This is a genomic window from Methanolobus psychrotolerans (assembly GCF_002243045.1).
Classification (GTDB): Archaea; Halobacteriota; Methanosarcinia; order Methanosarcinales; family Methanosarcinaceae; genus Methanolobus; species Methanolobus psychrotolerans.
Window position 1 is genome coordinate 142,150 of record NZ_MBKP01000004.1, and the last position, 20,802, is coordinate 162,951.

Annotated in this window: 24 protein-coding genes; 8 read left to right on the forward strand and 16 right to left on the reverse strand. The window is 41.8% G+C overall.

All coding sequences use genetic code 11. The features are described 5' to 3' along the window. Position 1 precedes the first annotated feature (1 nt). Both BB781_RS01815 and BB781_RS01820 read right to left on the reverse strand, forming a co-directional pair. Complete coding sequence (locus tag BB781_RS01815; protein WP_094226781.1) at positions 2-1,384, reverse strand: DHHA1 domain-containing protein; 1,383 nt, start codon at positions 1,382-1,384, stop codon at positions 2-4. Positions 1,385-1,396: 12 nt separating this feature from the next. After that, positions 1,397-1,894 (reverse strand): hypothetical protein, encoded by a 498-nt coding sequence (locus BB781_RS01820; protein ID WP_094226782.1) that lies wholly within the window; start codon positions 1,892-1,894, stop codon positions 1,397-1,399. A 111-nt stretch (positions 1,895-2,005) separates the two neighbouring features. On the opposite strand from BB781_RS01820, the gene BB781_RS15245 reads away from it, so the two are divergent. Then, positions 2,006-2,188 (forward strand): hypothetical protein, encoded by a 183-nt coding sequence (locus BB781_RS15245; RefSeq protein ID WP_129582602.1) that lies wholly within the window; start codon positions 2,006-2,008, stop codon positions 2,186-2,188. A gap of 203 nt (positions 2,189-2,391) precedes the next feature. Then, a complete protein-coding gene (locus BB781_RS16300) occupies positions 2,392-2,523 on the forward strand; it encodes a hypothetical protein (protein ID WP_277985475.1) in 132 nt (43 codons plus the stop codon). A gap of 57 nt (positions 2,524-2,580) precedes the next feature. Here the strand turns inward: BB781_RS16300 and BB781_RS01825 are convergent, their stop codons facing one another. Then, on the reverse strand, positions 2,581-2,976 hold the full coding sequence (locus BB781_RS01825; RefSeq protein WP_094226783.1) for a DUF1699 family protein: 396 nt from the start codon (positions 2,974-2,976) through the stop codon (positions 2,581-2,583). Between the two features lie 569 nt (positions 2,977-3,545). On the opposite strand from BB781_RS01825, the gene BB781_RS01830 reads away from it, so the two are divergent. Then, positions 3,546-4,343, forward strand: a complete 798-nt coding sequence (locus BB781_RS01830; protein WP_094226784.1) for a hypothetical protein — start codon at positions 3,546-3,548, stop codon at positions 4,341-4,343. A gap of 10 nt (positions 4,344-4,353) precedes the next feature. On the opposite strand, the gene BB781_RS01835 is transcribed toward BB781_RS01830, so the two are convergent. The 6 genes from BB781_RS01835 to BB781_RS01860 all read right to left on the reverse strand — a co-directional run bounded on the left by BB781_RS01835 (position 4,354) and on the right by BB781_RS01860 (position 10,909). Further along, positions 4,354-5,100 carry a MinD/ParA family ATP-binding protein gene (locus tag BB781_RS01835; RefSeq protein ID WP_094226785.1) on the reverse strand — a complete coding sequence of 249 codons (747 nt, stop codon included), beginning with the start codon at positions 5,098-5,100 and terminating at the stop codon, positions 4,354-4,356. A gap of 20 nt (positions 5,101-5,120) precedes the next feature. After that, the gene (locus tag BB781_RS01840) at positions 5,121-5,480 is read right to left on the reverse strand and encodes a helix-turn-helix domain-containing protein (RefSeq protein WP_340637502.1); all 360 of its coding nucleotides are present in this window, start codon (positions 5,478-5,480) and stop codon (positions 5,121-5,123) included. A 90-nt stretch (positions 5,481-5,570) separates the two neighbouring features. Further along, positions 5,571-7,226 carry a tRNA uridine(34) 5-carboxymethylaminomethyl modification radical SAM/GNAT enzyme Elp3 gene (locus BB781_RS01845; protein WP_094226787.1) on the reverse strand — a complete coding sequence of 552 codons (1,656 nt, stop codon included), beginning with the start codon at positions 7,224-7,226 and terminating at the stop codon, positions 5,571-5,573. A gap of 43 nt (positions 7,227-7,269) precedes the next feature. Then, positions 7,270-8,298 (reverse strand): AAA family ATPase, encoded by a 1,029-nt coding sequence (locus BB781_RS01850; RefSeq protein ID WP_094226788.1) that lies wholly within the window; start codon positions 8,296-8,298, stop codon positions 7,270-7,272. Positions 8,299-8,315: 17 nt separating this feature from the next. Continuing rightward, positions 8,316-10,010, reverse strand: coding sequence for a preprotein translocase subunit SecD (locus BB781_RS01855; RefSeq protein WP_094226789.1), 1,695 nt, complete (start codon positions 10,008-10,010; stop codon positions 8,316-8,318). Further along, positions 10,007-10,909 carry a protein translocase subunit SecF gene (locus tag BB781_RS01860; protein ID WP_094226790.1) on the reverse strand — a complete coding sequence of 301 codons (903 nt, stop codon included), beginning with the start codon at positions 10,907-10,909 and terminating at the stop codon, positions 10,007-10,009. Before BB781_RS01860 ends, BB781_RS01855 begins: the two co-directional genes overlap by 4 nt. A gap of 113 nt (positions 10,910-11,022) precedes the next feature. On the opposite strand from BB781_RS01860, the gene BB781_RS01865 reads away from it, so the two are divergent. After that, positions 11,023-11,484, forward strand: coding sequence for a deoxycytidylate deaminase (locus tag BB781_RS01865; protein ID WP_094226791.1), 462 nt, complete (start codon positions 11,023-11,025; stop codon positions 11,482-11,484). Here BB781_RS01865 and BB781_RS01870 read toward each other — a convergent pair. The 3 genes from BB781_RS01870 to BB781_RS01880 form a co-directional block, all read right to left on the reverse strand. After that, positions 11,470-12,228 carry a coenzyme F420-0:L-glutamate ligase gene (locus tag BB781_RS01870; RefSeq protein ID WP_394335321.1) on the reverse strand — a complete coding sequence of 253 codons (759 nt, stop codon included), beginning with the start codon at positions 12,226-12,228 and terminating at the stop codon, positions 11,470-11,472. The genes BB781_RS01865 and BB781_RS01870 overlap by 15 nt on opposite strands. Before the next feature lie 386 nt (positions 12,229-12,614). After that, positions 12,615-13,076, reverse strand: coding sequence for an Hsp20/alpha crystallin family protein (locus BB781_RS01875; protein ID WP_094226793.1), 462 nt, complete (start codon positions 13,074-13,076; stop codon positions 12,615-12,617). 129 nt (positions 13,077-13,205) lie between these two features. Continuing rightward, the gene (locus tag BB781_RS01880) at positions 13,206-14,411 is read right to left on the reverse strand and encodes a cofactor-independent phosphoglycerate mutase (protein WP_094226794.1); all 1,206 of its coding nucleotides are present in this window, start codon (positions 14,409-14,411) and stop codon (positions 13,206-13,208) included. Between the two features lie 114 nt (positions 14,412-14,525). Between BB781_RS01880 and BB781_RS01885 the strand changes: the two genes are divergently transcribed. The 4 genes from BB781_RS01885 to BB781_RS01900 all read left to right on the forward strand — a co-directional run bounded on the left by BB781_RS01885 (position 14,526) and on the right by BB781_RS01900 (position 18,559). Further along, positions 14,526-15,752 (forward strand): hypothetical protein, encoded by a 1,227-nt coding sequence (locus BB781_RS01885; protein ID WP_094226795.1) that lies wholly within the window; start codon positions 14,526-14,528, stop codon positions 15,750-15,752. A 105-nt stretch (positions 15,753-15,857) separates the two neighbouring features. Continuing rightward, positions 15,858-17,252, forward strand: a complete 1,395-nt coding sequence (locus tag BB781_RS01890) for an aspartate kinase (protein WP_094226796.1) — start codon at positions 15,858-15,860, stop codon at positions 17,250-17,252. Positions 17,253-17,266: 14 nt separating this feature from the next. Next, on the forward strand, positions 17,267-18,271 hold the full coding sequence (purM, locus tag BB781_RS01895) for a phosphoribosylformylglycinamidine cyclo-ligase (RefSeq protein WP_094226797.1): 1,005 nt from the start codon (positions 17,267-17,269) through the stop codon (positions 18,269-18,271). A 9-nt stretch (positions 18,272-18,280) separates the two neighbouring features. Beyond that, positions 18,281-18,559, forward strand: a complete 279-nt coding sequence (locus tag BB781_RS01900) for a DUF1894 domain-containing protein (protein WP_094226798.1) — start codon at positions 18,281-18,283, stop codon at positions 18,557-18,559. Here the strand turns inward: BB781_RS01900 and BB781_RS01905 are convergent, their stop codons facing one another. The 4 genes from BB781_RS01905 to BB781_RS01920 all read right to left on the reverse strand — a co-directional run bounded on the left by BB781_RS01905 (position 18,560) and on the right by BB781_RS01920 (position 20,802). Continuing rightward, on the reverse strand, positions 18,560-19,126 hold the full coding sequence (locus BB781_RS01905; RefSeq protein WP_094226799.1) for a hypothetical protein: 567 nt from the start codon (positions 19,124-19,126) through the stop codon (positions 18,560-18,562). Positions 19,127-19,364: 238 nt separating this feature from the next. Next, a complete protein-coding gene (mtrH, locus tag BB781_RS01910; protein WP_094226800.1) occupies positions 19,365-20,321 on the reverse strand; it encodes a tetrahydromethanopterin S-methyltransferase subunit H in 957 nt (318 codons plus the stop codon). A gap of 18 nt (positions 20,322-20,339) precedes the next feature. Beyond that, on the reverse strand, positions 20,340-20,573 hold the full coding sequence (gene mtrG / locus BB781_RS01915; RefSeq protein WP_094226801.1) for a tetrahydromethanopterin S-methyltransferase subunit MtrG: 234 nt from the start codon (positions 20,571-20,573) through the stop codon (positions 20,340-20,342). A 1-nt stretch (position 20,574) separates the two neighbouring features. Beyond that, complete coding sequence (locus BB781_RS01920; RefSeq protein ID WP_094226802.1) at positions 20,575-20,802, reverse strand: tetrahydromethanopterin S-methyltransferase subunit F; 228 nt, start codon at positions 20,800-20,802, stop codon at positions 20,575-20,577.

The window sequence follows — 20,802 nt, forward strand, 5'->3', positions numbered from 1 at the left end:
TTCATGTTTTTACTAACTGAGCTTTGATGGCAGAATTTAGTTTCTGTATAAACTCCTCTTTTTTACCGAATGGAACTGTAGCACCGGCTGCAATATCGTGGCCTCCGCCAGCTCCACCGAGTTCCTGGCACACAATGTTCAGGGCATCTGCAAGGTTTAGTCCTCTGTTGACAAGTTCTTGTGTTCCTCTTGCAGATACCTTATAGCCGTCTTCCTTGTCAGCAAATGCTAAGATGGGCAGTTTACGGTTGCCTGCAGAGGAATGGCTCATTCCTGCAACTATACCGACTATGGTTTCAGGGATCGCATTTCCGGCATCAAAATATTGGAGGTGTGAAAGCTCAATTATCCCATTATCCTTTACAAAATTCAACCCGTCCACGAGGTTTTTGCGATGATTGCTCAGAAGGTCCTGTGCTTCCCTGTAAGCTTCTCCGCGATCGCCCATGCATACCTGCATTCCTATTTCAGCTTTCATGTATCTGCCAGTGGCATTAAGGAGTGTGGAATACTCTGAAGCATCTCTCATTTCAGTACCTTCCTTTTCGGCAAGCAGGATGTATCCCTCTGACACAAGTCTCCCTATATTGTAGGATGACATGCCGCTTTGCATGGAATGCTGCAAAAGGGAAGATGTAACTTTCACTTTTTCTTCTTCAGAAAGGTCTATCCATCTTCTCCACTTTTCATCATTTGAGAACTGAAGGCCGACCCTGGACAGAAAATCAATGCATGCATCTTCCTTGCCCGTAAGTCCTGGAATGAAAGGATCAGATGAGTACTGCAGCATCTTATAAACAGGCCTTGTCTGTTTTCCGAAAAGCGATATATCCTTTTTCGGACTTATTATGTCAGGATTTGCCTCAAGTATCATCTTGTTGAGGCTGACAAGTTTTCCGTGCTTGCGGTATTGCATATCACCTATGCATCCTACAATTGCAAGGTCTGCAAGATCACGGTTGTCGCCAAGCTGGGTGGCAAGTATGAATGTTGTCCCAGATCCGCTGATCTCATAAGAGCCGTTTGCTCCGAAAAGATGGGGATTTAAGTGAAACTTCGTATCTCCCTGGGGTCGGTGGTGGTCTGAAACAATGGCATTTAATCCGTAATTTGTTATGTGTTCCAGTTGCCCGCTTCCAAGATCAGTGAATATCGTAAGTTTTGGGTTTATATCTGCAAGTTTCTCTACGATTGTCTCATCAAGCTGTTTTACAAACATCATTTTGTAGCCGATACCTGCTCTTTCCAGAGTTTTTGCAATAATAGCTGCTGATGTTATCCCGTCTGCATCGATATGGGATACCAGTTGTATCTCATCGTGTTTTCGGATCTCTTCAGCGCATTCCCGGGCTCTTTCTGCCATCATAGCCATGGTTTCAGACATATTGTAATCCTCTTATTCGATCAACCTGGATTTTTTCCATCCTTTCGGATCTATCAGGTATTTATTGCTCTCTCTTTCAATTCCCGGATACTCCTGTATTTCTTTCACAGTTATTTTTGGAGTTCCTTCTTCTTTGTATTTCCTACAAAGCTCTGTCCAGGGTATCATGTATGCTTCCCGTGCTCTTCCTACACCCATTTTTAATTCCACTGCAAGGAATCCTGTTCTCCCTGATCTTAGAAGGAAATCTGATATCCGTTCTATCTGATGGGCACCATTCTTATCAGTTGTGAAATGTTGTGTGAAATAAAGTGCTTTTGCACCCTTGTCTACAGAAATGCTCTTGCATTCGATCCCCATGTAGTAATCCGGGTCAAGTGAATCAACAAGTACATCCAGAAACTGGGAAGTGAATCTGTGTTGCTTGAGGCGATAAGCAATTCCCTTCATTTTTTTCTCTTCGAAGAATGTGTTGAATGACTGGACAAGTACTCTTTCAAATTCTGTCATTGTATGATCACGTTTTTGGAATTATATTCTTTTCAACGTTATATTAAATATTGCATTGCAGATGTTCTGCAAATCGTTAGATTGATGTACCTGTTAACTCTATTAACACTAATGAATAAGAAAAGTATGGAAATCGTATCTTCAACAGGTTCGGTAGTATTGCTGATTATACTTTTTGCTGCCGCACATCAGATGAGGGACTCAGTTCCGCAGACATACGGATTTATTGGCTCACTTGTGGCATTTATAATTGTCCTCTCTGTGATTGGCCTGAAGTTGAATGAAATGCAGTGAGGTTCTATTGGTCAATATCGGTGTTCATCGGATATTTTATTCAGGAAACATCCGGATATACGGGTGTAATCGATTTGAATCGCAGAGTTTCCAAACGGGTTGCTTCCCCTGGTTTTAACAATAGCATTGTGTTTTTATGTGGCCGGGATCAGCCGCAGTAATAACTACCATTAACTGCCATTGAGTTTGTTTTGGAGTGGTTTGTGACCTGGCAAAAAAGTTTTAATGTCTGGAACCTGTGGACATTCCTTATTTTCATAATGAAAGGTCGTACGATGGTACTGGTAGGTATGGATTATCGTCCACATTCAAGAACATCTTTTGTTCAGGTATGAGGTGCCTGAAGACTCGAATTAAAAAAGTTACCGGCAGGTGGCCGGAGTTTCTTTTGTTTACTGTTTGACGAGGAATTTGACAAAATCAGGACTAAGTCTTGTCTCTCTGATCATCTTGTCTTCAACTTCCTCTTCGGAAAGTCCTTCTTGCTTGTACTGTGCAATACGGTCATAAACACTCTGTGAAACTTCAGAGTATTCGTTAATGTCCTTCCTGTGTCCCCACACATCTCCTTCGAGAAGTTCGATTCCCTGCATCTCAAGGTACATCTTTGCGGAGTTTGAGATTGTCCTTTTGTAGGAGCTTGGTATGTGAAGTGCTTTTACATTAGGGCACTTCATAATAAGGGAAAAGATATCTGTGTTTGAAGGCCTGAATGCAAGGTGTATAATCTCTTCATTCTGACCAAGTGTGTTAATCTCTTCTTTTGAACTTACAACTCTTATTTTCATGTTTATCTTCCTTTTTCTTTGCGTTTTAAATAATGTCTGTGATCATCCAATGAGATTTTCTCTCTAAAAATTAGTGTATATACAAACTTTTATTTAAAGGTTGCTACTATAACATTATATTCATCATATAAATTAGTTTAATCATATAATCTTTTATTTTATTAAGGCTGTTGTGTTATGTAAAAAACACTATCGATCGTATACTTTTATAATTTAAATAAGATGTTAACTCTCTTTTTTTCAAAATTAAAGTTGTACTTTTTAACAAAGACTTAAAAAATAATCATTCTATATTTTAACGTTAATATTTCTTATTTTGAGTTGCCCAGTAAAAAAGTTTGGTTCTATATCTACACATTATTTTATGTGTATCTGCATGTGTGCTGTAAACCACACAACTAATACCATTGTGGGTAATGTTATTACTCATGTATATACAGAAAATGTGTTTCATCTCCAAAACCCTTTCAAAAAAGAATAAGTACTAGCTGTTTTTGAGATAATTAGTTTTGTTAAAATGTAAATGTTTATATAAACATGTATCCAATTTAAGCAATGTGTTTCCAAAAATGTTTCCAAAATTAAGAGTAAAAAATGATGTAAAGGTAATTTACATTCTCTTTGGAATCCTCCTCACATATTTTTCGAGCTATCTACCTGATTTTATGAACGTCATTGGTCTGGAAGGCACAAGAATCAGTTCTATTGTGTCTTTTGGTGCGCTGAATGGTATGCTCTTTGGTCCTTTCTGGGGTTCATTTGTTTCGATATCAGGTCTTTTTTTACATCAGGTCACAAGTGGGACATATCTTTCAAAGAGTACATTTTCAATGATTTCTCCTTTGTTCATTGCCCTTAGTTCGATAGTTGCAGGTCTTGTTGTCAACAGGGAACATAAGGCTGCTAAACGTATCTTTTTTGCACTTATAATCATATGGTATGTTCTTGATGTAGGAAGAACTGCATATTATTATCCATGGTATCATTTACTGGTACTGGGTTGCTTTGTCTTTTTTGAGAAATCAATCCTCATGAAGACCGTTACTTCTAAAGTATATGTCTTTTTATCACTGTTTCTGGCTTCTCTAATGGGTGTTCTATCTGATCACATGGCAGGTAGCATTACATATTATCTGATATACAATTTACCTGCAAAAATGTATCAGTCCGTGATTTTTGTTTATCCTCTGGAGAGGACAATACTCGCGTTTTTCCCTGCGTTTTTGGTCTATGTACTGGTTGTCGTTTTCAAGGACATGATCCTTTCATCAGGAGATATTGGAAAAGATATGGAGGAGATGAAATCCAAGGATCTGGAGGAATATCTCCAAAATGATGTCCTGAAAATAATAAATGAGGAAAAATAAAAGCAAGAAGTTATTGCATTGCTTCTATTTTATCTTTGATTGTCATAATACTTTTCGAGAACAAATGTTCAGGATCAGAATGAACTAGTATCTCGTTTTTGCTTCGGGTTGCTATATCGCACATGCATGGTATGGTTGTAAGGACGGGTACACCATATCTGTTTTTCTCTTTAATGTCGAGGCAATTTCCATGATACATGTTATCAATGATCGCACATCTTTTGTCGAGAAGTGTGTAAACGCCTTTTATAAGTTGTTCTGTACAGTCATGACATGCTTTAGTATCGTTATGGACTATAATTACCATATCAGATGCCGCAACAGCATTTATGGATTCATATTCAACACCAGGACTCGTATCTAATATGGTCACATCAATGTTTTCTTCAGCAAGCTCCCTTTTTCCATTCATCAGAGCCTTAAGAGCTCCTGCCTGCCAGTTCCGGTCTTTGCTCACAAGATCCCTGATTTCTCCGATATCTGGATTTGAAAAACTAAGATAAAGGTGGCCACTGGTTCCGATGTCCTTTTTGCTATCAGTCAACGTATCTTTCAGGTTACATTTCCCTGACAAAAAGTCATTGATCCAAAAATGGGTTTTCGGTTTAAACATAGAACAAAGGGAGGGTCCTCTCAGATCCATATCTATCAGACACGTGTCTTTTCCTGCAGACGCAAAAGCCACTGCCAGGTTCACCGCAATGCTGGTTTTTCCTGTTCCGCCTTTGGAAGAATGTATTGCTAATGTAAGGGTCATGTTTCCTTCATTAATGTATATTATTTTTTCTTTAAGCTATCATTTATGCGGAAATAAACTTTTCTTCCTTCTCTGTACTTTTTGACGTTATTCATCCTTACAAGCTGGTTAAGGTAGTTACTTTCTACAGCTCTCTCCTTGTTTGTAACATTTGCAACTTCGTCTGCAGTCGCAGGTCCTATCTCAAATAATGTCGTTGCAGTTGTTCTTAGATGATCCGGGAGAGATAGTAGTGTTAATACATCAAGAGAATATGCCGCTATTTTATCTTTGTCACTAGTCGTTTCATCCCTGCACTCGATCTGAACAATTAGTCTATCAAGTTTAGAATTTATTTCTTTTAAATTATTGACAACCTGTTCCAGCAACTCTGAGTCCAATATTTTTTCCCCTGCGATATCATCTAAATGATATTATTACACATTACGGTTAACAGAAATCTGTCATCTTTACTAATAAAACTTTCTGATTCAGTTATTCTGCAAGTTCTTTGTCATATACACATTTTCCAGTTCATAACCTGCCTTTCGATAATATTGACGTACACCTATACCACTTATTATCGCAACCTTCTCGTACCCGAAATTAGTTGCAATTTCCTCAGCATGTGATATAAGCTCTCTGCCATACCCTCTGTGTTGCCAATCGTTCTTTCCTGCATCTTTTCCCACAGCCACAGAGGATCCGAATATATGGAGTTCCCTGACAAGAGCAGCATTTTTCAATTCCTCACGATGAGGTCTTTCCGGGAATCTCAATCTAAGGAAACCTATCAATATGTCCTTTTCAAGGTCCTCAAAGGAAAGGAAATATTCCTTTCCTCCGCAGCATTCATAGGATTCCACTGTAAATTGTATATTCTCTATATCTGGCTCATTTCCTTTTAACAGGTTATGTCCCACTTCCCGGCATCTTATGCAGCGGCATTTTCCTCCATGTTGTTCCAGATGCTCATGCGCAAGCTGGCGAATATTGCTCTTCCGGACCCCTGCAAGTATCTGGGGTGATGGAATGTCCCTCTGGATGCGCTGTAATCTCACCCACTTTGGAATAAATGATTTGATCCTGGACAAGAGCAATGTTGCTTCATCATCTCCTATGGCCTCATATCTACCTTGTTTCCACATCTCGTGCAGTTCTGTGCCTTCGGTGACAAGAGTGGGGTAAATTTTCAGATAATCCGGCTTGAATCCGCTTTCTTCAAATAACCTTCTAAAATTCCGTATGTCCATCTCTGCATTAGTGCCGGGTAGTCCTGGCATCATATGAAAACCTACTTTCAGGGCACTATCCCTAAGTATCCTGTTCGCCTCGATGCTATCTGCAACGCTGTGACCTCGTTTCATCCTTTTGAGAATAAAATCGTAAGTGCTTTGAACACCAATCTCTACTTTCGTTGCCCCAAGTTCAAGCATCTTATCAACATGTGCTTTTTTTGTCCAGTCAGGACGTGTTTCAAATGTTATGCCTGTGTTCCTTACTTCTGATGTTTCGTTTGCCTTTTGAACATCCTCAATTGTAAAATAGGGTATTGCCTTGCCAATGGGGTTTGCCTGCTGTCTCCAGGAATTACCATAAAAATCATTCATAGCTTCAAGGCAACGTTTTGTGTACCATTCCTGATAATCAATAGACCTTGCAGAAAAAGTTCCTCCCATAATTATAAGCTCGGCTTTTTTAACTTCATGCCCAATTTGTTTTAATTGTGTCAGTCTGTTTGTTACTATCCTGTAAGGGTCATACTCAAATTGTATTGCCCTCATTGTTGAAGGTTCTCTTCCCATGTAACTTTGAGGTGAATGGAATTCCGAAGCTGGTCCTCCAGGACATGGCACACATATCCCATGCGGGCATGGGGCAGGTGATGTCATAGCTGCAATGACTGCAACTCCTGATATTGTGCGCACGGGCTTACGCTGGAGTATGGCCCGGACTATTTCCTGCTCCTCTTCACTGCCTGAGGTGATGATATCTGCATTTTTTGGAAGGGTTGAAAGATGGAATGATTTTGCAAGCTTTTTCTTCGCTTCATTTAGTTGCTTTTCATTGGTTATCCGGCCATCCAGTACCATGTCCAGTATATCCCGGCAGGCTGTTGCAAACTGTATGTTGTTATTCTCAGTCATCCAAACCATCAATTTGTTGAAATAATGTCACAATCTCTACAGTTTACTGGCAGAACCTGGCAACAAGGGCTTCAAGCTGTATTCTCTCGTTTGCAGCTTCTGTCATGTAGAAATCGGTGTCTGCTATCTTTGTTATCCACCCGGCAATGATATCCTCAGATTCGTTCGAATCAACTGTTACCTTATGCAACTTGAGCAGTATTTCCTGCCCGGACAGCCCTTCTTCAAGGATGAGGGCATCAATGTATTTCCTGGCTTCAAGAATGTCTTTTGAAATGATCGATTCAAAGAGCTTTGCTACATTCCCTGATTGTTCCCCCAGTGTTGCATCATATATTTGTTGCGGTCCAATAGTATCGATCCCTGGTTGTATGGATGCTATCTGGAGCGTGTTCAATGCCCTGGCAACATTGCCCCTGGCATGATATACCAACGCATCTGTACCATCAATGCTGACAGAAAGCCCTTCAGCTTCAATTATTTTGGAAATGAATTTTCCAAGTTTGTCATCTGAAACATGCGTGAAGAACAGCTGTAATCCCCTTGACCTGAGCGGTGTTATCAGTTTTGAAGGCTGGGTTGTTGAGAGTATAAAACGACATGTGGCTGTATATTTTTCCATGATTCTTCTAAGGGCGTGCTGTGAATCTGAATTCAGTGACTCGGCATTATCAATGAATATTATCTTAAAATCAGCATCCATAGGTGCCATACCTGCATATTCATTTATGATTTCTTTGAAAATATAAATTACACTTTTATCTATTTTCTTTGGATCATCTGTTCCAATGATGCGTATAAACCTTTTGTCACGTACAAGGTAGTTTTTTCCCTGTTCAAAAAAATCAGATGCATTGAAGTATGCCAGATTACGTTCATAGCCATCCCCATATATCTCACGGGCAATTGCAAAGGCTGTGCTTGACTTGCCTGAGTTTTCCGGTCCATGGAATACAAGGTGTGGGAGGTTGTTGGACATGGCCAGTTTTCTGACCATGTCTACTGATTGCTCATTGCCTACGATATCTTCCAGGCTATTTGGCCGGTATTTTACAGTCCACAGGTCCCTCAAACACTCACCTCTCCTTCTTATTCGGTGTTCATTGGGTTCGTTTCAAGAACTTCAGGTATCACTCTGGCATATGCCGGCCTTGCAATGAATATGCCTATCAGGACGCCCACGATGGTGGTAATTGCAAATCCCTTAAGTGCACCGAATCCCATGAAGACCAGAGGTGACATTGCAAGAATGGTAGTTGCAGCGGCTGCAAATATTATGGCGAATGCCTTGTTTATCCTGGAAAGGTATACTTTCTTAGGAGGTAGCTTTCCTTCATAAAGTACCTCATCAGTGATGATGACAAGGTGGTCAATACCTGTTCCTATGACTGCTATTATGCCTGCAATGCTTGCAAGATCAAGTTGCCATCCGGTTGCTGCTGCAAAACCAAGTATCATTATGACTTCACTTACAGAAGTGCCTACCATTGGTAATAGTATGGCTTTTTTGTTGTATTTTCTATATATCACGAATGCAACACCAAAAAGTGCAAGGAACCCTGCAAGAACTGCCTGCTCTTTGAACTGTTTTCCAAGTGTGGCATCGACCTGACCTGAACCTACAAGTTCCACATTTACTGGCAAAGCACCTGCACGCAGATGTATCTGCAGTTGTTCCGCCCTTGCCTTGCTATCCTCGTCAGGGCCCGTGGATGCCTGCCATGAATATATCGGCACATCCTCAAGGCGGGCTGCGGCTGAATGGCTGAGTGGTGCACTGTAAACCTCTCTGTCATCAAGATACATTATCAGATTATGTGACAAAGGGTCCTGGGTTGCACCGGTCTCTATGGCCGCTTTCTGAAGTGCAAGAGCACCGGCATCTGTAAGGGTGAAAGGCACATACCACTGTCCGTCCATGTCATTGTATCCAACAATACTTACAGCCTGGATCTCATCCCCGTAAAGCACATGTCTAGACTCATTTCCCTGGGTAGCTATCCGTATCTCGAATTTACCTGGCCTTTCTGCGATGTTCTTGGCGGTTGCAAGGTCAATTCCTGCAAAATCAATGAGTATGTAATCATCACCTACTGTTTTTACCGGTATGTCCTTAAGTCCAAGGGAATTGAGCTTATCACTAAGTATCTCTTTTGTCAGGTCTCTTGTCTCTACTGTAACGCCTTCTTTGTAGATGGCATCTCCAATGGCATCGGTTACAATAGATCCTCCTACAACTACCATGAGTCTTTCAAGCTCCTCCTGGGAAACAGCGGTCCTGATCTCGTATTGCACTCCATTGGAAACAAGTACTGGTATGACTTCGGCTTTTAGTGAATCTGACAGGTATGTGCTTATGAGGTTTTCTTTTGATGTGTGGAGCGTCACTTCTGTTATATTGTTACTTTGGGAAATGGTTGCCTGCCCAACACCAAGTTGTTCCATCTGGTTGTTCTTCAGTATCGAATCGGATGTGAATGTGACTTTTGTTCCGTCGTCCCTTTCATCGACCGACTTGATCTCAATGTTCTCTCCAAGGCTGATATTTACTATTTCCCTGACCAAGAGGCCACTATCAGCATCAAGTTGCGCAACAGCACCCTGGAGTTTCACCTGAAGCCAGGATCCACCCTGAAGGTCAAGACCATAGTTCAGGTTGCTCGTGAAACCTTCGTCTGAAGAGTACCATGGTTGTATGAAAAATAAGGAGGCAATTATTGCCAGTGCGAACAGAATTATCCGGTAGTCCCGGTAAATGCTCTGTTGCTGCTCGTCATCTCTCATGCTTTACGCCTCCTTGCACCATTTTTAGTCACATACCATCTCAATATGGATGTGTTAAGCATCCAGGTATTCATAAGATCTGCTACCAGTCCGAAGATCAGTACAATGGATATGTTTGAAAGGAGGGTTATCTGTGAAAGTGATGAACTGAGCAGGTAGGAATAAGTGGATACCAGGTACATCACTATAAGTGCGGCAAGTGTTGTAGTTGTCATGGTAACACCTGTATGCATGGCACTGGTAATGTTCTCCTGGGGCGTCCCCCTTCTTTTGAGAACCCGCGTGTTAAGCAATATATCACTATCAACCGAATAACCGATGATCATTAGCAGGGCTGCTACGGTTCCCAGAGATAATTCTATCCCGACAACATTCATAAAAGCCGCTGCTATTATTATGTCTGATAATGCCGATACTACTACTGCAATTGATGGCACGAATGTCTTGAAGATCAAAAATATCAGGATAGCCATGCCGATGAATGATATTATTACTGCGTTTACAGCCTGTTTCTGGAGGCTTGTTCCGTATACAGGTCCTATCTGGTTTATTTCCACGCTGGTGTAGGAGCCTACTGCATTACTTATAAGATCATGTTGCATTTCGTCATTCATGGGTCCGAATTGCATTATGACGCGGGATCCGGTCTGCCTGATATCGTTTATTGGATAATCGACAAATCTCTCCTCAAGAGATTGTACACTTTCCTCAGTCGCAACGGAAATCATTGTTCCGCCTTTAAATTCCATTCCAAGCTTGACAGGTGCACCGGTACTTGCGAAAGTGAATGCTAGTATCAATAATGCAATCACGAATATCGCAAGCGGTATTGCTGCAAGCTGACGATTGTTGTGCTTTCTAACAAAAGAATCTAAACGTTCAGTCAAACCGACTTCCATGTTTCTATGCTCCAGAATAATAGGTTCTCAATTCCGGCTGTAAATTTATGAAATTGATGAATACACTCTTACACTACAACTTATATATACCACTTACTGCTTCTTTTAGAGCAATGACAGACAGGCCAAGTATAGATGAGTATTTTCTTGAGATCGCTACAGTTGTGTCTAAACGTTCCACATGCCTTCGAAACAAGGTTGGTGCTGTGATCGCAAGGGACAAGCGTATACTGTCCACTGGCTATAATGGTGCTCCAAGGAACATGCAGCATTGTCTTGATATAGGCTGTATCAGGCAGCAGAACAACATTGCTTCGGGTACACGCCATGAGAAATGCAGGGCAGTGCACGCAGAACAGAATGCTATAATCCAGGCCGCCCTTCATGGAGTAAGTACTGATAGTGCGACACTTTACTGCACTCACCAGCCGTGTATATTGTGTGCCAAGATGATCATAAATTCCAATATCAAACGGGTTGTCTATATTAATCCTTATCCTGACACGGATGCTCTTGATTTCTTCTCTGAGTCTGGCGTTGAAGTAGTTAATATCGCTATTTCAGACTTTACTTAAGCAGCGAAGTCCCTTTTTAATTACATCTTCCCGGTCACTGCGGTACATCTCTTTTATTGAACCATCATCTGATCTGAGTTCCAGTCCTCTCAGAATGACTACCGGGTATCCTCCATCACCTTCGCCCATCAGCAGATTGGCTGCACCTGCAATCTCATCTGCTATGGCTTCCTCGGTAATTGCCAGGGTATTACCAAAGAGATCTTTTTGTCCTTTCCAGTTCTTGATCGGATGTATCCTGTAGACACCGATGGCGATACCTGTCTGACCTATCTTAAATGCCCTGCCATTGGTGTCGGTAACTATAACGCTTATCTTTTTTCCCGTTTGATTTTCAATGCCTACGCCAATAATTTTTGCACTCTGGTCCGGGTCTGCCGGAAGGTCGACCATGTATCCTTTATCGACATTAGATTCATCAATTCCTGCTTTGATACAGACATGTCCATTGTCTGTTTCCACAAGGAAGATGGGATGATCCACCAGGATTTCACGACTGCGGTTAAGGACTGCCTGCACAAATCTGGCATCAAGACCATGTTTGCCTGCAATTTTTTTCGCTTCTTCTCCTGCGGTGATGTCCTCCAGCCTGAACATCCTGCCTTCAGCCTTCGCAACGATAGTGGATGCTATAACTATGACATCATTGTTCTGAATACTTGTTCTTTCACAGATGATCGATGCAATGTTATCCCCTTTTTTGATAAGGGGTATGTTTTCCACAGTAAAGACATGCATTTTCAATAGATTCTCCGGAAAAATAGGGTTCTGTTATATTTCAAAAATGTTGCTATGTTAATTTATGCTTACTTTATTTAGTACAATATTATTTGATTTTTGGTCAAATCCGGCATACTATTTAATGAGTGATTCTATCAGGATACATATATTGTATTAATCAGGACTTATATAAGCAATCGATGGGCAGAAACCTGCAATAATTAGACTTCATCGTGTTTGAAAACTGAAAAGATGATATAGTATAGGTTCCTATTGTCACATGCGGCGATGATGACAGTTACCCCGACTGAGCAAAGGCTGATGATATTTCTAACTGATGCCGCAAAATAAAGGGGAATACAAAATATAAAACGTCCCATGTTATCATGGGCGTTTATTGCAAAAATGTTTTATTCTATCATAATCCTATGCTTATCTTCGATCTCAGCTTTTGGTAGTGTTATGGTGAGCACTCCGTCCTCAAGTTTTGCACTTGCTGCATCTTCATTGACTGCAGAAGGTAAACTGAACGCACGTGAAAACCTGCTGTAAGTGCGCTCACGCATCAGGTAGCCCTCTTTCTCATCTTCGGATTCTTTATGCGTATTGGCACTGATCCATACCCTGTTATCCCGGATATCGATGTTGATATCTTTCTTGTCGACACCAGGAAGGTCTGTTGTGACAACAATATTGTCATCTTTCTCCTTTATGTCTATAAGAGGGGAAAGTGTATCAATATCAATCATTTCAGATTTTGTTTCCCCTTCTCCGAATAGGCGATTGAGGCGTCCTTGCATGTGTCTCATTTCTTCGAAAGGATCCCAGCTTGAAACAGAAGCAGGCCTCCATGGTGTTAATCCAAACTTCATTCTACCACTCCCATTTAATTATAGGTGAAACTATCCGTAGTCTTACTACTCCCACCAATTAATATTATCTTCGTGGTCCTATTTATAAATGGTGAGCCGGACAGTGGCTCAAAAAAAGATATCAGTGGACTATTGTGCCCACTTATTATTGATCAGCATTCCTACAAGGTCAGCTGCATATACTGTTCCAAGTGAACCTTTTTTCACAGATTCCTCATCAAAGGCATCTGCATTGTCAGGTTTGTCTTCTGATGTGCAGTAAATGGCTACAGGGATTGGCACAGATGTGTGTGTTCTCAACGCAACAGGTGTGGGATGGTCCGGCAGGACCATAATGGTTACGTCTTCTTCCATATCTATGGCAGTTTTAAGAACAGTGCCAACTACTTTCTCGTCGAAATCTTCTATGGCCTGTATCTTTGCTTTCATATTTCCCATGTGGCCTGCCTCGTCAGGTGCTTCTACGTGCACAAACACAAAATCATGGTCTTTAAGCGCTTCCATGGCGTACTCGGCTTTACCAATATAGTTTGTATCAAGGTATCCGGTGGCACCCGGGACTTCAATAACGTCAAGTCCTGCATAGATGCCTATTCCTTTTACAAGATCAACTGCTGAAATAATGGCACCGCTGAGTCCATACAGTTCGCTGAAGTGCGTGAATGCAGGCGCGAAGCCCTGTCCCCAGAGCCATATGGAGTTTCCTGGATTTTTACCTTCCTTGATTCTCTTTTGATTTACCGGGTGTCCTTCAAGTATTTTCATTGATCTTTCAGTGAGTTCGGAGACAATTTCGCTGTCTTCTCCTTTTGGCATATGTTCATACCTGTTCTCATCGATGACATCATGCGGGGGGACACATTCGGTATTTGCTCCAAGTCCTTTCTTTGCTACCATAAGGTGGCGGTAGCTGATCCCCGGATAGAACCTTACCTTTTCATCACCAAGTGCAGAATCAATACTCTCAATGAGTTCCTTTGCTTCTTCATTGGATATATGCCCGGAGCTGTAATCTGATATCAGGTCATCTTTAATAGTTATCAGGTTGCATCGGAATGCAACATCATCTTTTTCAAGTTCAACTCCCATGCTTGCAGCTTCAAGGGGTGACCTTCCTGAATAGTACTTTTTCGGATCATAGCCCACAATAGACATGTTTGCCACATCACTCCCGGGATGCAAGCCTTCAGGGACTGTTTGTGCCAGTCCTGCCCTGCCATACCTAGCAATATAATCCATGTTGGATGTGTTGGCTTTCTGAAGAACTGTCATGCCTCCAAGTTCTTCCATGGGCTCATCTGCCATGCCATCTCCGATTAGTACCACATATTTCATATTTTCACCTATATTAATAGAAATAGATAAAACCTATAACACAGTAATATATGCTACAAGTTAAGTAGCATAATATTTTGTCATTTTTATCCGGTCGTATGTTGTGAGGTTTCGATGAAATATATACATTTTGTAATCATCTGCATTTGTCTTTTTGTCCTCTGGACTTCCCCAGCTGCGGGTGTAAGGACAGAGGCAATGATCCATTATTCGGAACCTGCTGTAAGCGTACAGGATGAAATTTTTATGGAGCAGGGCTATTCCTTCAAGGTTGTGGATATGAACAGCAAAAGCGGGGACATCTGGGTAGAATTATACCTTAATGGGGAAGAGATAGAACTGGATACCAACTTTGCAAAGGAAGAAGACCCGTTTGAATACGTTCGTTCAGTGGTAGAAAATGAAGATGGTGAAGAAGAAAACGAGGTTGACTATTTCATTCTCAGGATAACTCCGGAAGGTTCTGTCAAAAAGTCAGATGGTGTAGTGTATTCTACAATCTATATTGAGCAATATCTTGACCCGATGGAAGATGTTGATGATTATTTGATCCTGGATAAGAGTTATACATTAAAAGATGATTCAGAGCTTGAACTGTCTGCTCTTTATACGCTCCAGGCTATAGATGTGGATGATGGTGAGGTGTCTTTGGAACTCAGGCTCAACGGGAAGTTGCTAAAAGAAGATGAAGTTGAAGAAGGGAACTATTTTTACTACACTGTTTATTCCGATGGACAACCCAGAACCGTTTTCCTTGCAAACATAAAGGCTTTTTTCCAGACCGACGACACCATTACAGTTTTCCTCAAGCACGTATCTTTGCAGCAGGACCCTATATCCGTTACTGCCGATGTTCTTCCTGATGGGATTGACATCGATGTCGTTTCTCCGGTTGATGGTGGACTAAAAGCCGGGAGAATAGCTATTATAAGGTACTATGTCGATGAGTCTTTTCCTGAAGTGCGCATTCTGGTTGATGGGGAACTTACGGATTCCAGAAAATATGTCACTCCCGGAACTTATAAAACAGTGACTGAAGAGCTGGATGCAGGTGTCCATAAAGCAACACTTATGCTTATTGATGCTGACAATGAGATATCATATTATTCAGAAGAGTTTTCAGTGTCTGTTAATATAAGGGACAATATTACAGAATCAATAGCAGGAATTGCAAGTTCGGCTGCAGAAAGCCTTGGAAAGGACAATGGTTCAGCCAATAATTCCTCCAATTTCTCTCTTCCCTCTTTACCCTCTGCATCGAATGTCTCAAGCGTTATATCACTGATTGTAACAGCAGGGGTATTTGTAGTGTTTTTCCTGTTCTTCAAAAAGTTCAGGTGACATTTTAATTTTATCGCTCAGAATAATGTTTGCTTTACTCATAATCTTTATATTAGTCTGTATTGTTTATAGACGAAATTATCTGACAAACTAAATGGTTGTATCATGAGAATCGTAATGAAGTTCGGCGGGACTTCCGTGGAAAACGGTGAAAAGATCCGGCATGTGGCAGAGCTTTTAAGGCAATACCATATGGATGGCAATGAACTTGTGGCAGTGACCTCTGCGCTTGGTGGTGTTACAGATGGATTGCTGAACACTGCAAAAGAAGTCTCTAAAAATGGCAAAGTAACTCAGGTCAAGGAATTTATTGCTGATCTGTCCAAAAAGCATTATGATGCAATTCATGTTGCTATTGATGATGATAAGATAAGGTCGGAATGTGTAGAGGTAATAGACAGCAGGGTCGACGAGCTTGAAAAGGCTTTGATCGGTATATGCTATCTTGGAGAACTGAGCAATCGTTCCGTGGATTATATTTCTTCATATGGTGAGCGCCTCGCAGCTCCGATTGTAAGTGGTTCTATTCGTTCACTCGGCACTTCCTCAAAAGCATTTACGGGTGGGGAGGCAGGTATTGTAACAGATTCCAATTATGGTGATGCCAAGCCGCTTGAGGATAGTTACTCCCAGGTGCATGAAAGGCTCTGTCCTTTGCTTAAAGATCACATCCCTGTAGTTACAGGTTTCATTGCCCAGAACAAACAGGATATCATTACAACCCTTGGGCGCGGAGGGTCTGATTTCTCTGCATCTATTATTGGAGCTTCTGTTGATGCCGATGAGATATGGCTCTGGAAAGAGGTCCATGGTATACTAACCACAGATCCGAAAATAGTTCCGGAGGCAAGGCCCATCCCTCAGATATCATATATCGAAGCAATGGAGCTTTCTTATTTCGGTGCCAAGGTCCTTCATCCCAGGACTATTGAACCTGCTATAAGGCATAAGATACCTGTACGTGTGAAGAACACTTTTGAGCCGGATTTCCCGGGTACTCTTATCGTTGCCGAACAGCAGCAGATACAGGATGTTGTTAAAGCAGTAACTCTAATTAAAAAAGTTGCTCTTGTTAATATCTGCGGAGCTGGAATGGTAGGAACAATTGGTACGGCAGCAAGGGTATTTTCCTCACTTGCCAATGCGGGTGTAAATATCATCATGATCAGTCAGGGTTCATCCGAAGCTAACATGTCCCTGGTTGTCAACGAGGATCATCTTGAGGCCGCAGTGGCAGCTGTAAGATCAGAATTCACGACCAATGTAGTGGGCGATGTCGCCTACGATCGTGATGTCTGCGTAGTTGCCGTGGTCGGAGCAGGCATGGATGGCATTCCGGGAGTTGCAGGAAAGGTATTCAATTCCCTTGGGAAGGCCGGTATAAATATCATTATGATCAGTCAGGGTTCATCACAGCACAATATTTCCTTTGTAGTGAGTACGGAGGAAGCACTTGATGCTGTGCGGACCTTACACAAAGAATTCGAACTTGATAAATAATGCAGGGATTTCAGATGAAAGATAAGCACCTTACGTATGCAGGATCCGGGGTTGACATCGAAAAGGAAGAAGAGACCATCAAGGCGCTCACAAAGGGTATGGACTACAAGCGTCAGGGTCTGGGTGCGCCTTTGACCGGCATCGGCCACTATGCAGGTCTTATTGACTTTGGTGAATATGCCCTTGCTCTTGCTACAGATGGTGTGGGTTCCAAAGTATTGATAGCGAATGAGATGAAGCGATGGAACACAGTGGGTATCGATTGCATTGCAATGAATGTCAATGACCTGCTTGCCATAGGTGCCGAACCTATATCCTTTGTTGACTACCTCGCTCTTGAGAAGCATGATGAGGAATTTGCAGCCCAGATAGGCGAGGGCCTGAGGAAGGGTGCTGAATTTTCACGCATGTCAATAGTTGGCGGAGAAACTGCAACACTTCCTGACATTGTAAGGGGCTTTGACCTTGCCGGAACCTGCCTGGGAATGGTCAAAAAGGACAAGATAATCACAGGTGAAAAGGTTCAGCTTGGAGATGCTATTGTAGGTATTCCGAGTGCGGGTGTTCACAGTAACGGGTACACTCTTGTAAGGAATATCATAGACCAGTCTTCATATTCATATCATGATTCTTTCTCCTATGATACTTCAACAACTATTGGTGATGAACTTCTTATTCCCACAAGGATATATATGGAAGTTCTCGACGTGATCAGGGAATGTGATGTCCATGGCCTTGCACACATAACTGGAAGCGGGCTTCTGAAACTAAAAAGGGTTACAAAACTTGGCTTTGATTTCTATGATCCTATTGAGCCAAATGATATTTTCAAATTCCTCCAGAAAGAAGGCAATGTGGATGATCTTGAAATGTACAGGACATTCAATATGGGAATGGGATTTGTAGTCATACTCCCGCCTGACCAGGCAGAAAAGGCCGCCAAGATGACCGGTGGTAAAATTGTAGGTCGGATCGTGGAAAAAGGTATAAAAGTAGGCGATCTTGTAATTGTCGAATAAGGTATCATTATGGCTTGTATCAATGATCTTCCCTTTGAAATTCTCTTAAAAGGAGGCACCCCTGCTCAGTGTGAGAATATGATTAAGGAAAAATCCGATAAGGTATACCATGTTACAGGTGGTTACAGGATACGTGGTGTGGCACTTATGGGAGATAAGATACCCGTGGGTGTGAAAGGGGATGAGATTTTCTTCCAGTTTATAAAGCCATGCTTTGGACTCTTTGTGCTCAGGCTGCCGGAAGCAAAGGATGTCGCCGAGCAGCTTCGCAAAGATTTTGTAAAGTAGTTATAATCTGGTCTTTTTTGCAGTTTCATTTATCCATTTCAGGAATTTTCCTGAGGGGAACTCGTGAATTGTTGTGGCAATTATCCTGCCATTTCCCAGCTCTTTTACAACCATCAGCGGATTTCCTGATTTGTCACTGAATACTACTTCGGCATCTGTTTTTGAAAAAAATCCGTCAAATTCAACTTCATTCTCTGTGTCTTCGATCAGGCATTGCGCTTCATGATCTTTTACTTTACAGACAGTTGTTACTTCCTGTTGTTGCACGTACTCAAGTTCCATTGGCAGCCATTCATATTTGTATGAGTGGACAATGGGGCTGAATATGACGAGGTTTCCACCTTCGCGTACAAATTTCTCCAAGCGAGTGGCGTTTCTTTCTATTCCAGGCAGGATATTTGTATAATCTTTGTTTGCAAAACCTGTTGGAATGACTACACATTTGCATGGTGAGATAAAAGGTGTGCCTATGGAGTCAGATACAATTCTCTGGCACTTGATATTATGCTCTTTGAACAATTTTTCGAATAGCAATGGGTTGTCCCATATCAGCATTACCTCAGTCATGCTGGATGATTGTATTTGTTGCTTTAATTATTTTACTGCCAACGGTATGACTTAGTTCATTATTTCACTACTGTTGTATTATATCAGTACAACTAATGACCTATATAGTTATAACTCGTATTTTTGATATACGTGTGTACATTTTATGTACCCCTATAGCAGGTTGGGGGGTGGGGGTTCCCTGACAATGCCTACGGCTCTTTTTCAGGGCTTTCAATAAAAAAAGAAAGCTGGTTTTTTAAACCAGCTTGTTGATTGGGTGATTGGGGTCCTTGACCTCAATACCAAGTTCTTTTGCAGTTTCTGCAAGCATGATATCAACCATTGCTGTTGCAGGGAATATTTTGTCAGTGTTCTCGATAGGTCCAAAGAGCTGGAAGTTTGATCCAAGTACTTGTGGTACAAGGTTTGTTCCGATATCAGCTGGCATATAAATTGCCTGCCTCTCTTCTTTTGTCTCGAACTGCTTTTTGTATGTCTTCATCCAGTCCCACGCAGATGCCATGTTGTGGTATCCACCACCGACAGGGAGTCCGAGGTGGCCCTTGATTGCAACTACTGCTCTCATGGATGCACCGGAGCCAGCGCCCAGTGGAGTTGCTGCTACGTCGATCAATGGCTTTGTGATACCACATTCCTTTGCGATCTCAAGCATACCTTTTTCCTGTCCGGTCCCGCCGCTCTCGAGGATTTCCAGTTTTCCTTTTACACTTGGGTCTGTTGCATTGAATGCAAGGACAATTGAACAGTTAATGTCACTGTTTCTAATTGCCTCGATCTCATCTGCGTGGACACTTGCGTTGATGGAGTTGTAGATTGCCCTGTCAGCTACGCCGATCTCTGTGACGTATTCTGCTGCAGCTGCACGAACTTCACCGGCAGATGAGTCAATGAGGAATGGCGTCTTGTCATCAAGCTCGACAAACCAGTCAATGTACTTCTTTATCGCTTCAGGTGTTTCACCTACAATCTGGTTTACATATGGGTTGCCTGTAATTTCTCCCATATCTACAATGCCTTGCCAGAGCTTATTTGCCGCTTCCCTGTCGAAAATTCCCTTGTCCTCATCAGTCACGATCTTGTGCCTGTTATAGAACATTGTTCCCACAAGTACTGTTGGGTATTCACCTGGCTGGCCACCGAACTTTACTCCGCCGACCTCGAATACTTCTTGTTTCTTGTCAAATTTGAACATATGAACAACCTCTTTATTTTAAATACCGAGCATAGGCGCAAGGAACAGAACATATAGCAGGAATATTATTATTCCAACAACAGCTCCGTATAGTATTCCTATGTCTCTTCCTACTTTCTTTCCGATACGTTGTGCTACTTCACTGTTAACAAACTCGATCTTCTCATCTATCTTGTTGAGTTTCTCAAGTACTGCATTGAAGTCTTCCGGGTCTGTAACTACGCTTGGTACCTTGTCACTACTGTAAGCCATTTTACATCACCTTCCAGATGAACATAGGTATTATGACTACCATTACCAACGCAAATACGAATCCTGCTATAAAACCGGTTATGCCTGTTGCAGATACTCCGGAATCGAGTTTCTGGTTCCTTGCAATGAGCTGAGCTCTGTAACGGATATCCTCAACTACGGCTTCAATGGGCCCCATCTGTGGGTTTATGACCATTGGTACGCCTTTTCCATATTCTTCTTCTGCCAT